Annotated in this window: 14 protein-coding genes; 1 reads left to right on the top strand and 13 read right to left on the bottom strand. The window is 45.2% G+C overall.

Translation table 11 applies throughout. The features are described 5' to 3' along the window. Positions 1-25: 25 nt before the first annotated feature. The 13 genes from L865_RS0113730 to L865_RS23810 all read right to left on the bottom strand — a co-directional run bounded on the left by L865_RS0113730 (position 26) and on the right by L865_RS23810 (position 10,452). The gene (locus tag L865_RS0113730; protein WP_037471163.1) at positions 26-1,477 is read right to left on the bottom strand and encodes an HNH endonuclease family protein; all 1,452 of its coding nucleotides are present in this window, start codon (positions 1,475-1,477) and stop codon (positions 26-28) included. Further along, complete coding sequence (locus tag L865_RS0113725) at positions 1,474-1,983, bottom strand: hypothetical protein (protein WP_028773766.1); 510 nt, start codon at positions 1,981-1,983, stop codon at positions 1,474-1,476. Before L865_RS0113725 ends, L865_RS0113730 begins: the two co-directional genes overlap by 4 nt. A 3-nt stretch (positions 1,984-1,986) precedes the next feature. Beyond that, positions 1,987-3,054, bottom strand: a complete 1,068-nt coding sequence (locus L865_RS23820) for a hypothetical protein (protein ID WP_051484611.1) — start codon at positions 3,052-3,054, stop codon at positions 1,987-1,989. Between the two features lie 43 nt (positions 3,055-3,097). Then, positions 3,098-3,454, bottom strand: coding sequence for a hypothetical protein (locus L865_RS0113715; RefSeq protein ID WP_028773765.1), 357 nt, complete (start codon positions 3,452-3,454; stop codon positions 3,098-3,100). A gap of 47 nt (positions 3,455-3,501) precedes the next feature. Continuing rightward, complete coding sequence (locus tag L865_RS25895; protein WP_084632542.1) at positions 3,502-4,038, bottom strand: RebB family R body protein; 537 nt, start codon at positions 4,036-4,038, stop codon at positions 3,502-3,504. 36 nt (positions 4,039-4,074) lie between these two features. Beyond that, a complete protein-coding gene (locus L865_RS0113705; protein ID WP_051484610.1) occupies positions 4,075-4,293 on the bottom strand; it encodes a RebB family R body protein in 219 nt (72 codons plus the stop codon). 78 nt (positions 4,294-4,371) lie between these two features. After that, a complete protein-coding gene (locus L865_RS0113700; protein WP_028773763.1) occupies positions 4,372-4,638 on the bottom strand; it encodes a RebB family R body protein in 267 nt (88 codons plus the stop codon). 100 nt (positions 4,639-4,738) lie between these two features. Continuing rightward, on the bottom strand, positions 4,739-5,005 hold the full coding sequence (locus tag L865_RS0113695; RefSeq protein WP_028773762.1) for a RebB family R body protein: 267 nt from the start codon (positions 5,003-5,005) through the stop codon (positions 4,739-4,741). Positions 5,006-5,054: 49 nt separating this feature from the next. Continuing rightward, positions 5,055-5,351 carry a RebB family R body protein gene (locus L865_RS0113690; RefSeq protein WP_028773761.1) on the bottom strand — a complete coding sequence of 99 codons (297 nt, stop codon included), beginning with the start codon at positions 5,349-5,351 and terminating at the stop codon, positions 5,055-5,057. A 216-nt stretch (positions 5,352-5,567) separates the two neighbouring features. Then, positions 5,568-6,818, bottom strand: coding sequence for a helix-turn-helix domain-containing protein (locus L865_RS0113685; RefSeq protein ID WP_028773760.1), 1,251 nt, complete (start codon positions 6,816-6,818; stop codon positions 5,568-5,570). A 151-nt stretch (positions 6,819-6,969) separates the two neighbouring features. Next, on the bottom strand, positions 6,970-8,247 hold the full coding sequence (locus L865_RS0113680) for an ATP-binding protein (protein WP_028773759.1): 1,278 nt from the start codon (positions 8,245-8,247) through the stop codon (positions 6,970-6,972). A 289-nt stretch (positions 8,248-8,536) separates the two neighbouring features. Further along, a complete protein-coding gene (locus tag L865_RS0113675; RefSeq protein ID WP_028773758.1) occupies positions 8,537-9,589 on the bottom strand; it encodes an AraC family transcriptional regulator in 1,053 nt (350 codons plus the stop codon). Next, a complete protein-coding gene (locus L865_RS23810) occupies positions 9,571-10,452 on the bottom strand; it encodes a GGDEF domain-containing protein (RefSeq protein WP_051484609.1) in 882 nt (293 codons plus the stop codon). The genes L865_RS0113675 and L865_RS23810 overlap by 19 nt, the downstream gene beginning before the upstream one ends. 404 nt (positions 10,453-10,856) lie before the next feature. Between L865_RS23810 and L865_RS0113665 the strand changes: the two genes are divergently transcribed. Further along, complete coding sequence (locus L865_RS0113665) at positions 10,857-13,595, top strand: TonB-dependent receptor (protein ID WP_028773757.1); 2,739 nt, start codon at positions 10,857-10,859, stop codon at positions 13,593-13,595. Positions 13,596-13,597 lie beyond the last annotated feature (2 nt).

Below are 13,597 nucleotides of genomic sequence, written 5' to 3'. Positions count from 1 at the left end.
TCCTTTGGTTGAGTTGTGGTAATTGTTAGGTTGTCAATGCTTCGAAAGCACCTTCGACCCAGACTTCGTTGTGAGTAAACAGGTTGATGAGCTCAAGTGGCCGTGAGCGTGCCAGCTCTGAAAAAGAGCTTTCCCATATATTTCTATGGGAGCGCACCTTAATGATATTGCTGGTATCTTTTTCCCAATCAATTGGTAAGAAAATGCATTTTTCCTTAGGTTGCTGACCATAGACTCGGTCTTTGCTCGACAGGCAAACCAGTTGGCGTTGTTGGGTCTTATCTAGCTCTGACTCCGTAACAAAATAGCGCAAACTCGCCCTAAACCATTGTGGAAACTTAAATGCCTGTGGTCTGTTAGCAATGGCTGTGTTGGTGTCAGGGCCGGTTGCCAGTGGGGGTAACGTTACTGCGCTGCTTTCATCTGTTTGTTGATAGTGCCAGGTATGCAAGGCATCGATTGCGAGACTGCGATAGGCATGACTATGATCCATAGCTATATCATTGAGTTTGCTGCTATCTGCCACTGAGGCTGAGAGTTTGAGCTGATTGAGTGAAGCTAACCGTGCTAACACCAGTGAAGCGCGATTGAGTCCCAAGGTTGTAATGGTGATATGACCTTTACTGACACCGCCGCTATTGAGGTATTGGTTGCGCCAGGTTTGAAATTGCTGGTTTAGTTCTTGTTGTGAAATGGATTGCCCTGCGGCATTGCATTGCAGAGGAATTGCACTGGGTTGGCGCCACAGTAGCTCGGCAATGTCATCTTTATCGAGTGATTGTGTGTGCTGATAGAACAATTGTACTAAGTCATAGGCGAAGGCTTGCCCGTTTTGGGGGTTAAAGCGGACATACTGTCTTGGGTCGTCATAGTAGGGGTCAATCAATAACCCTTGTTCGTGCTCTAGTTCGATTTCTGGGAAACGTTTACCGACGATAGGAAACTGACCCGCTTTATATTGCTCATCACAGGCAGGGCAACAATAGACTAAATTATCTTGCTGATAAGCTAAGTGGTAATAAGGCGAACACTGATTGACGATATCACATGGGCTTATACCGGTTTCATCCAGCAGTTGTACTGGTCTAAAGTGGCTGATTTTGCCACTCTCTGTCGCACTGAGATAGCTTTCACAATAACAACAGCAGCCTTGATTTATCTGTTGTAAGTGTAAACTTATCTCATCGGTTTCATATAGCGCCGGATCAAATGCGGCATAGGTGAAACCTGTGATTAGCTGGTCCTTTGCCCCTGATAAGTTGGCGGCATTACGTTGAGTGATAAAGACCAAATTATCGACAAGATCGGCAGCATATCCCTCTTTTATCAGCCGCTGCCGGTCGGCTTGCGTTAGTGTATGGTATTTGGGCCCTTCGGTGAGTCGAGCTTGCAGTGCCTGCATTTGCTTTAAGGCTGCAGCCTGCTTGACGTCAATGTCTGGGGTTTGTTTAGTGGTAGAAAAACCGATGGCAATCATGTTTCCACCTTAGCAACATCTGGCGTTAGCTGCTCAAGTTGCTTGGTTGCATATTGGTTGAGGTTGCTCTCATAGGCCTGTTGTTGCGCCAGTAAGTTCTGACTCATTTTTGCGCTGTTATTTGCAAGTGCTTGCTGTGCTTCTTGTGCCGCTTGTTGAGTTTTTTGCTGCTGTGCCAACATAGTTTGTTGGTATTGCTGCTGCTCCTTAAGCAAAGCCTCTTGTTCAGGTGTATCTGTTGCCGTTGGTGTCGACGCCAGCGGAGCGCTAGGTGTTGCTTCGCTAGCCGGTGCAGGGTTTGCACTGACATCAGCGTCCAATTGATGTTGTGATTTGGCAATTAACGCTTCGGATTGCATGATTGATTGGTCGATGACTTGCTTTGCTGAGGCAAGAATCGTGTCGATGTTCGCTATCATCTGTTGTGTGCCCGCAGGCATAGCTGCTTGAGCAAGTTGCCCCATAGAAGGGGATGTGTTTGGACTCGCATTTTCTGTTGTGGTCATCGCTTAACTCCTTTTTACCAGTGCACTGCTGCCAACTTTGGAGATATTGGGTTTGTCGCTATAAACGCAGAGGCAGCCATTGGCATCGAGATTGAGTTGTACTGTGTTATTAGGTAGGTCAAAGCGGTAGTAACGACACAACCCCGCCTGATTGACATAGCTGTCAGCAGCCAAGTTGGTAGCAAGTTGTTTTTGTAGTTGTTTTATATAGCTATGTGCTTGTTCACGCACATCACTTTCATTGCTCAAGTCGATATTGAGGGTAATATTCAGTAATCCTGAGGATAGATCGGTAAAGCCCAAGGTTTGTTTATCTGAGTCACACCACTGTTCAATGGCGCGATGTAAGTTGATTTGATCCAACTCAAAGGTCACCACTGGACACTCTAAGTTATCCAAAACTGTCGGCGTTAACGCGTCAATAATGCGGTCTAAGCTTAAATTTTTGGCAGTACGTTTGCCTTGAAATTCATGAGTCCAACTAAGATATATTAGGTAATAACGGCCAAATTCTGCTAAGTTTTGTGCTTTTGCCAACGCCCATTCACAAGCTTCAGAGGCTTGTTTATTGTTTTGTGAAAAAGCCTGCTCACTGTAGACAATGGTTTCATACAGGGTGATCTGTTCATGAAAGGCCGCACTCCAAGTCAGTGGATGTGTTGTGAGATTATGCTGTTTGTAAAACTGGGTGATTTTATCAAACGCTTGGTTGTCGATAAGATGATTGCTGGCCAATATATTTGCCCTTGAAGCCGCAGCTTTGGGTGTATCAGCGCTTTGATTTTCCAAATAGGATAGATCACGTAAGTCATTGCTACTCAGCTCCAATAGTTTCTTAATATCAGCGACGACATTTACCTTAGGTAAGTACAGTAACGATGAGTTGCGTAGACCTATATTCAACTGTTCAATAAACTCCTCCGCAGAGCTAAAGCTAAATGCATACTCTGGGTTGTTGCGCATGGTTTCTAACCAGGTTTCCGCTTGTGGTATTAATTGGAATAAGGTCTGAATGTTATCGGGTAATTGCGCTATCGACTGAATATCAACCTGGTTTATCGTAATGCTCATATCTGCCTCTTTACGTTTGTCGCTGGTGGAGCTTGCCAGTTAGCTATTCACCGGTTGGAAACTGACCGAGTAACTGGCTGGCACCGTTACCAATTGCTGTGAAGTTGTTGGTACTATTACTTACCATGCTATTGGCTGCGTCAATAATGCTTTTGTATTTATCCACTTCTCCAGTTGCGAGCATTTGTGAAATGGCCACCCCCATAGCTGTAGTTGCCATGGTATTGACGTTGCGAAGGTTGTCGGTGGCATCTTGCACTGCGATGGCCGATGACTGAGACACGGACTGATAGGCTTTGCCCGCTCCTGAAAGTTTGATGATATCGCCACTCAGAGTGGTGTTTTTCAACGTTTCTAAGGTGCTGGTCACCTGGGCATTGACTGTTGTTACCTCTGACATGATGCTATTCCTTATCTTTTGCTCAACCACAGTTGCGGGTTGATAACCTATTGGGGTGGCGTTTGTGACGGATTACTTGAGTTGTCAGGCGTCGCCAGCTTGTTAAATCCCGCCGTAAGTTCCGCCGCGGCAGTGTTAATCTGTGACTTATCCGATACGGTTGAGCCAATGGCTTTTTCTGCCTTTGATAGCGCGCTAGTAAAGGCTTTTTGCGCATCAGCAGCTTTTACTGTTGGGTGGCTTTGTTTATAAAGCTGGTACAAGGTGTTAACCGCTAAGCTGATTGCCACTTTGTGCTCTGCCAGTTCAATTTCCAGTAAGGCCAGTGCTAATTGATCTTTCTTATCTTTGTCTGGTAAGGCTGGCACCTCGGTTTTTAGCATTTTGGCGCAGCTTGCTGTTGCCGCAGCTGAAGCAGAAGTTTGGGCGTTTTGTTGGGCGGTAATGGCGTTGAACATTGACATGCCCATGGTTTCCGCTCCGGCAATATCGACCATACTTAATGACTGCGGCGCGGCGCCACCGGTTAATAATGCATTGAGCTGGGTGACTGCATCGGTAACTTGATCGTTAACTGTACTCATGACTAATCCTTGTTGTTGATGGTGAACGATAAGGTGCTAACCTTTGGCGGCTTTTGCTGCACCAGCACCGAGAATAAACACACAACATTGAGATACGCTGGCATTTTGAATTGCCTGTGAGTTTTTCTCATTAAAAACGGCATTTTCCATGAGCAATCCGATAGAGCTTGCCATTGTCACCGCACTTGCTGCGACAGAGAAAGGCAAGGCTTCATTGATATTGTTCTCGACAATTGCACTGTTGCTATTTGCCATGAAAAACCTCGTTACTCGCTACAATAATAAATAGCAGCGTTGAGTTGTGAGGACTCAACACTGCTGTTATTTAGTGACTTAGCGATAAATACGCGCTGTGCCCATAGCCGCAGATGCAGTATCAATACTATAGAGGGTGTTAACCCCTTGCGTTAATGCTGCTTGGGCTGTAACACCGTTATTTTGTTGACCACTGGTCGCATTGTGAGCGGCGTTTGATAGCGCTTGACTGGTTGCTATCATGAAGTTGCCGGTTGCAACTGCAGGCGCATCACCTAACACCTTAGTGTTGACCTGTGATACGGAATCCGTGATTTGACTATTTACAGCTGTTGGAAATGCCATAATATTTTCCCTATTTTTGGTTGAAGTATGTAACCACCATGATTACAAGGTTGTTCACTGCAATTGCGACTGAACAAATTGAGTTAGCGATTGCTCGCGTTTATCCCAATATGGTTTTAGTCGCAACTGAAGTAGACGCGGTATCAAGTGAATACAACAGATTCACTCCCATTGTTGTTACTGCTTGAGCAGTCACATTAGTTTGTTGTTGTGCTGCAGTTGCATTATGGGCTGCGTTTGCTAGGGCCTGAGCCGTTGCTTGAAAAAGGTTGCCCATTGCGACAGCTGGTGCCTCGCCAAGAACTTGAACGTTAGCTTGAGTAACAGAGTCGGTGATTTGACTGTTTACCGCTGTTGGAAATGCCATCTTTGTCTCCTCGTATTAGCGTGGCGTAAAACCGGTACACTGTGTTCAATCAAGAGCCCAGACCGGCAACTTTACTGCTTGGGGTAAGAATGTCTTTGGTGGCTACCCCAGTTGATGCTGTATCGATTGAGTACAAGGTCGTCACACCCATTGTGGTGGCGGCTTGTGCAGTAATGGCTGTTTGCTGTTGAGCAGATGTCGCGTTGTGCGCAGCATTACCTAGTGCTTGAGAGGTGGCTTGAAATAAGTTACCCATCGACATGGCTGGCGCGTCGCCGAGCACTTTTACATTTGCTTGAGTAACTGAATCTGTGATTTGGTCATTGACCGCTGTTGGAAATGCCATAATAAACCCTTATTTAATTAATTGTGATTCACTAAATATCATCCGTGTGGTTCGAAATATGAGTGTCTATTAGAGCGACAATTTCAAACGCAGGTGTCAGTATAGAAAGGTCAAATCCATTGCGATTGGTATCAATTAGGAAGCTGATTGGTAAAATCTCGGCAGATATTAGTGCTACTTGAGACTGCGACTAGCAGCCACAAGTAGCAGCCGATACTAGAATTTATAGCCATTGTTGTTCGAAGCTCGATGTTGATCTCGGTATACCCCAGGGCTTAATCCCACAGTGGCTTTAAATTTTCTAACGAAAAAACTTAAATCAGAAAAGCCTACATCATCACATACATGAGTGACTTGTCGCTCAGGGTTATCGACCAACAACTTCATGGCTTCGTTGATGCGAAGGTTCAATAAAGTTTGCTTAAATGATTGACCAACATAGCGCTTAAATAAGAACGATAGGTGTGAAGGACTTACGCAGGCGTGACTGGCGAGATCTTCCATATTTAACCGTTTGCGGTAGTTGTTAAACAGATAGGGTATTGCACGGTCGAGTGCAGGGTGATGGCCGCAGATAGCCTCCTTATTGAGGGTTGGTGACAATGATTTCGGCGGCAATTTTGTCATTTTCGTAGTGGCTTGGTGGGGCAGCGCCAGACGCAAAATATTGTTGCCTGCGATGCGGTTCCGATCAGTCATATTATCTATCTGCAACATAGACAATGAGATTGGCTTAGTGACGTTATCGGGCTGCAACATTAACGGAAAGTGCTGCAGTAAACAGTGCTTGTCTATCTGCTTGGTGCTTGCCAGTACCACTAATTTATCGAGGCAGCGCTTGAGCTGTTTAATGTTATCTGGCCAATGATATTGGCTAAGTACTTTGGCTGCACAGGGCGTAAAGGTCAATGTGTCCATCGCGCTATCTTGTTGTTGATAGTAGTGAATAAGTGCTGGGATATCGTCACTGCGCTCCGATAACGTTGGCAAAGTGATGGTTAAGCAATGGTATTGCAACCAACTTAGAAAGTGACTGTCGATATTAATGGTATTACCATCGAGGTTATCTGCTTGACTGGTTGAGGCAATCAACCTGACATCATCTTGTTGGTTTGCGCGCAGCCAAAAATCTTTAATTTGTGCTGCGTCATTGGCCTTGATTGCTTCGATATTTCGTACAAATAAGGTGCCGCCTTGGGCATATTCCCAGCTCTCATCCATTAACTTGATTAAATCTCTGGTATTCCAACGTTTGCAGCATACGGTGACAAAGGGATTATGTTTACCTTTACCAAGTTCATGCAACTCTTTGGCGGCAATGCGCTTGCCCGTACCTGTTTGTCCTTGAATAAGGACGGGGAGTTGGCTTTGTGCCAGCGCATTTAAAGTTCGACGAGTTTGAGTCAGCGCTTGGCTTTCCCCCACCCAAGATGTGTTGCGCTTGTGGATTCTCAGTTGTGCTTCCATAGTGATTTCCTTCCTGTTCAATTGATGTCAGTTGCAGTCAGGAAAATGCTGTGGCTAACGAGATTTATCGCTTCACAACGTTGACCTAAATTGACTGCGGAAGAAAATTTAACGGCTTTGCTATATTCAAACCGGATCACTTACGGATCACTTACTGCAGTGATAGTTGATAAATAGTTTCCAGTGCTACTTTTTCTTGGGCTTTTATTTGCTCCTTAATAACTCGTCTTATTAAAGGGTGATTAAAACAGTATTCCCCAGAGGTTGGCTTGATTAAACCTCGGTAAATTAATTGGTTAATTTGACTAAGCGGATTGGTAATATTTATCTGGTTAAAGAAAAACTCAATATTATCAATGCTGAATTTAATTCCGAGTATGCTTAAATATTTTATTAGAGTGATTTGCTCGGTGGTGAGTGAATAAAGATTGGACAAGATTGGTTTTAAGATACTTTCTGGCAGTGGTTCAAGCTTATTATGACTTAAGAGTAGTTGCTCCAACATACCGGGGTGCCCATTGGCTAGCTCAATCGCCCGTTGGGCTTGGTTGGCGTGTTTAATTGGGCAGACTCCATGTTGGCTTAATAGGTTTTTTGCCAATTTTTTAGCATGGTCATTCATTAAGGGTTTAAGTCTGATCTGGTGGGCATGCTCAAGCCATATCGGCAGGTGAACAAAGTCGGCAACTTCGGTGATACCAAGCACGCAAAGTATGGGTTTGCTGTACACGGCTTGAATGAAAAAACCTACCAGCTTTAGGCAAAGTTCATCGACTCTTTGGAGGCCATCAATAATGATTATCGCAGCGGCTTGTTCGGAACAGTGGTGTAGTAAAAGTTGCGTCGCTTGCGCTATTACATCGTCAAGTTGTGGTTGGTTGAGTTGTGCAATACTGTGTTGTTCAGTCTCAGTCAGCGTTACGCCTGTAAGCCACAATAAGATTAAAAACTGCAGAGAGGATTTTGATAAGGATTTAACGTTATCGCGAATCTCTCTATCGCTAGTATTTGGTGCTAGGGCTAGCAGTTGCAAGATAAAGCAGGCGGTGTGGTCTTTGTCTGTGCTGATTTTGCTAAATTCAATGTAGATACTTTGCTGGCTTGCTTGGAGCGTCGCTTGTTGGGCATGTTGTTGACAATAGTATTTTAATAAACAGGATATGCCGGCGCCCGCCGTTGCAGTTACGCAAACGGTCTGCCCTTGGAGGGAATGTTGGGCTAATCCTTGTAATTGTGCAAGCTGATGACACTCCCAATCGCGACCTATACAGGGTTTAACAAATTTTGGGTGTTGGCTCGCAAATTGCCAAAGTGGCAGTGGGGCAGATTCAAGCAAATAATCTACGGTAATATTAAAAAAGTGTGCAATATTAACTATGGTTCGGTAGAGTACGTTTTTTCCAGCTTCTGCTCTTTTGATCGATGCCACGCATACTTGTAATCCCTGTTTGGCGCATTCATCGGCTAGCCTTTCTTGACTCAATCCTTTTTTTTCGCAATGTTTTTAATGTGTTGCTGTTTATTCCAATTCGACCATGATTATGTGTTTTCATCTGTTTTCCTTTTTGTCAGATGGTATTAATCGCTCCTTAATTACCAATAGAGATGGTCAATTTCTATTAGGGCATTAAAACTTAGCACAGAGATTTAATAGCGCTATGTTAAATTTGGTAAATATTATTATTTCATTAGTTTGTATGACGATTGAAAATAGAATTTTATATTTTGCTCGTTAGCCAGTATTTAAAGTTGCTCGGTAGCTTTCCAGTCCAGCGTTTAAATGAACGGCGGAAATTATTGCTGTCAGCAAATTTGAGTTGTTTGGCGATGTGGGGGTTACTGTCGCCATTTATGGCAATTAAATAGATAGCGTGTTGTAACTTAGCTTCATCCTGTAGTTGCTGGAAACTGATGTTAAATGCTTTAAGTCGGCGCTTTAACGTGGCGGGGCTTAAAGATAATTGCGCTGCAATGTCAGGTAAGCTCTGGTTGCTATGGATCTGCTGCAACATTAACCTGCGAACCATAGCAGGCAGGCCGATTCGAAAGTCACTGTTTAGGTATAACCGTCTTATTTGTCGATTAGCCTGCCAAAGTCCCTGTCGATTGGCCATTTCAAAAGGTTGTTGGTCAATTGTTTGGTCGAAGCTGACTACACAGATTGGTTGTTCAAACTTAATGGAGTCTCCTAAGTATTTGTAATACTGATCGATATTGCTAGGTGCGGTATAAGGCAATGAAAAATGACCGTGCCAGCGTGATCGGCTCAAGCTCTTAAAGCTAGCAACTAAACTCGATAAGCTTAATTCCATGAAAAAGCGTTGCAATTGCGGCATGCCTAAATCTTGCTGGATGAGCAGGTGTTGCTGCTGCGGTGTTTGCCAGCGAGATATTTGCAGCCATGGTTGGGTTAACCAGTGATAGCGTTGCCAAAACTGTTGTGCCTGACCAAAATGCTTGCAGCACAATAAGCCTTGCGTTAATGGGCCGCTTTGGGCTGGCAGCCATTGTTGTCCTAGGATGAAAGCCAAATCATCGCTTGGCCATTGTTTGATAGCGTTATCGAGCAATTTATTGAGTTGTACGGCACTAATTTTATGACCGGATTGATTGAGGTCTTGCTCAAATATGGCTGTCCCCGCCAGCAAAGTGATCATGGATAGCCCGCGTTGGCGAAACAGGGCGACGAGGTTGGCGACCAATAGCTGACTGTCGATGCACTTATCGTCAGCGTACGCGATCGCCGCACGTTTCATCCGGCTTTGGGCCATTGCTGTGCACGTTTGACACGTTCTAAGTTTTGATTCACTTGTTCGATAAGTTGCTCAGCACTTTTCGAAGGTTGAGCATCTTGGCTGCTGGTATAGCTAATAGCCTGACTGGCTTGGCAACCTAAGGGCGCAATGGCTGTCACCAGTTCTTGCGCCATCGCTGTGGCAAAGGCTTCGCTGCAGTGAGTTAACATCACGACAAAGCGGTCACCGGCGTAGCGACATACCAAGTCTTGCGAGCGTAATTGGCTTGCTAACATCTGTGCGACGTTAGTCAGTAACTGGTCACCTTGGGTAAAACCTTGTTGGCGATTGATTTGATTAAAGTTATCTAAATCTATCATTATCAATGCAATCGCATGTGGTCGGCGTAAATGTTGATTGAGCTGGTGGCGCATAGCGCGGGCATCACAGAGTTGGGTTAAGTGATCCACCAACTGATGTTGCCGGTAAAATTGTTCGCGAGTGCGCAATTGCTCGTTGATTGTGGTTTGCTCCTCTCGCCATAGCCACAAGCCTATGGTTAATGTCACTAAGCCGATGGGAGTTGGTAGCTTCTCTAGCAAGTTAAACCAGCTTGGTAGGCTATCATTGATAAAGAACTCGTCGAGCAAATCCATGTAGCAGCCAAGACTGTATCCTAGCAAACCGATAAGCAGTAGCTGGGTGACGCGCCCCCCTGGGCGTGCAGATAACACTAATACTAGCCAGCTTAATCCAAGTAATAACAGCGCACCTTCAGCAGTAATATCTAGCCAATCCACATCAGTAGTGGGTTTCAGTTGCGCTTGTACTAAACATAAGCTCAGCAGCGCTGCGCAGCTAAGCAGTATTGATATCGCGAGTTTGTAACTATGGGTCATAGGTATTTGGGTGTGAATCACAATAGCGATTACGTTATCGCGCTTCTATGACGTTTTTGTGATGAGTTCAGTTGGCTTAGGGGGGGCAAACTAGCTCAGGCAACTGTCAGCGGTTTACTGAAAAAACCCTCTAGCTGCTAACTCTTATTTAGAGATAACTGCCGATGATTCGTAGTTTTGTTTCATAATAACAATGATTTAGTCGCCGACTGGGTATTGTTTGCTTTATGTGTCAGCCCTCGCAATTTAGCTGCGTAAACCCAGTCAAATGAGCTCAACAGCTTGACAATTATGCCTTTTGAGTGCGGATTTCACATCGGCGCTGCGATGGCGTCACATCATTGTCACATCCTTGGCCTAGCTTTGCCGCCCATCAGAGCTAACAACCAATAGGATGTAAAATCATGACGTTAAAGAGTTCGCTTTCTCCTCTTTATATCGCTTTGCTGGCCTCCAGCCTGTGTATGCCTTCTGCGGCATGGGCTGGTCGTATCGAAGGAGCGGTTAAGGACAGCAATACGCAACTGCCATTGCAAGGTGCCTTGGTCAGTATTGAAGAGCTAAACCTCAAGCTAGAGTCTAATCGTGACGGGCGCTTCTTTTTCCCTAAAGTGGCGGCGGGTGAATATACCCTAGTGGCGAGCTATTTGGGTGGGCAGACCTACAGAGAGCAAATCAGCGTGGGGCAAGATGGCGTGACCAATAGTCAGATCCTATTGCAGGGGGCCGGACTAGAGCACATTCAAGTGGTTGGTCAGCGCGGCGCCCTAAGCAAATCACTTAATCGCCAACGCGCCGCCGATAACCTTGTTAGCGTGTTAAGTGCGGACGCCTTAGGTAACTTTCCAGACACCAATATCAGTGAAGCATTACAGCGAGTGCCCGGACTGTCGATAGAGCGTGACCAAGGTGAAGGCCGGTTTGTGCGTATTCGTGGTATGGCGCCAGATTACAATGCAGTATCAATGAACGGTACTAGATTACCATCGCCTGAAAGTGACCGCCGTGCAGTGGCCTTGGATGTGGTACCGGCAGATTTACTGCAATCAGTAGAAGTGTCTAAGACCTTAACCCCAGATATGGATGCCGACTCGTTAGGTGGGGCCATTGAGGTAAAAAGTTTATCCGCATTTGACCGCGATGATAGCTATTTTAATGTCAGTGCTGAAGGCTCTTACGATGAGCTTACCGATAACACCAACCCAAAACTTGCTGCCAGTTACAGTGATATTTTTGATGACCGATTTGGTGTGGCTGTTGCAGCGAGTTGGTACAACCGCGATTTCGGCTCAGACAACGTAGAAACTGGTGGTAAATGGGCATTTGATGAGCCTGTATTGCTAGAAGAGGCGGAACAACGAGACTATCAAATCAATCGCGAGCGCATTGGGTTAGGAGTGAATTTTGATTTTCGCCCCAATGACAACAACGATATGTATTTACGTACGCTTTATAGTCAATTTGATGATACAGAAACCCGGAACGGCAATGAAATTGCTTGGGAAGATGGTGTTGAAGTCGGTGGCAGCGGCGATGTAGAAGCAACCCGCTCTTTAAAGGCCAGAAGTGAAGATCAGGCCATAGGCTCTTTAGTGTTTGGCGGTCAATCACGCTTTGACAAATGGACGGTCGATTATCAAACCAGTTGGAGTCGGGCGACTGCAGATAAGCCACGTCATATTGGTGGTGCAGATTTTAACGGTGAATTTAGTGATGTAGCCGTTGATGATACTCAAATCCCTAAAGTGACGGCTAGCGAAGCCTTCTATCGCGCTGATCAATATGAAATAGATAAAGTTGAAATCGCCGAGTCGAGCGCTGTAGATACGATGATTTCAGCTCAATTTGATTTGAGTAAACGCTGGCTGATAGACGAGCTGCCTATTGAAGTGAAGTTTGGTGGCAAGTACACAGGTCGTAGTAAAGAGAATCGTGAAGATATTTGGATTTACGAAGATTTCTCTGAGCAAGGCATTGCCGATGATGAGCTGCTAATGAGTGCTTATGCCGGCCCAGAACCCGATTACAATCTAGGGCGCTTTGGCCCATCGATTGATGCGGCGCCCGTTTGGGCATTGGTTAATGGTATGGACGCAGAGTCTGCCAAAGATGAGATTGAATCAACCATTAATGACTTTGATATTGATGAAGACATCAGTGCTGCATACTTGATGGGGCATATCGATATCGATCAGTTACGGCTGTTGGCGGGGGTACGATTTGAACATACCGACCTGCACACCAAAGGTTTTGGTTTTGATGAGAGCCAAGATGAGTTTTTTGCCAGCGAAACCGACAGAGATTACCAGCATTGGTTGCCTGGGGTACATCTTAACTACAAATACAGTGACAACACCGTACTTAGAGCGTCGTGGAGTAACACGATTGTCCGACCAACTTTTGGTCAGCTAGCACCGGGTTATCTGATAGAAGTGGACGATGATGAGTTAGAAGCCAGTTTTGGTAACCCCGATCTTGAAGCGTTAGAGTCAATGAACTGGGACTTAAGCATTGAGCACTATATGGGCGGCTTAGGTGTGATATCTGCTAGTGGTTTCTATAAAGATATTAGCAATTTTATCTATGAAGCCGACCTAGGAGGTTATGGCCAATATCAAGATTTTGATAAAGCCAATACCTTTACCAATGGTGATGATGCCAACATCACCGGGGTTGAGCTGACCTACGTACAAGAGTTTGGTTTTATGCCGGAAGGTTGGCGCGGGCTGATTTTTACCAGTAATTTCACCGTAAGTGATTCCTCAGCCACTATCTCTTGGCAAGATGACGGTAAGCAAAGCCGTGATATCCCGCTGCCGAGCCAGTCTGAACTTACTGCCAATGCGTCATTTGGCTATGAAAATAGTTATGTCAGTGTACGTTTATCTGCTGCCTATAAGTCCGAATACTTAATAGAAGTGAGCGAGCTCGATGACGCTAATTTCGATATCTACCAAGATGCGCATACGCAATGGGACTTTGTGGCCAAAGGCTATATCACTGAAAATTTCACAGTTTATTTTAAAGGAATAAACCTTACCGATGAGCCTTACTACGTCTATACCGGCCAGTCGCGCTACAACGCCCAATATGAGGAGTACGGCCGTACTTTTCAGTTAGGCATTCAGTACATCAATATGTAAGG

The organism is Shewanella waksmanii ATCC BAA-643, assembly GCF_000518805.1.
GTDB lineage: Bacteria > Pseudomonadota > Gammaproteobacteria > Enterobacterales > Shewanellaceae > Shewanella > Shewanella waksmanii.
The sequence above is the reverse complement of the archived record's forward strand: the minus strand, read 5'-3'. Positions and strand labels throughout refer to the sequence as shown.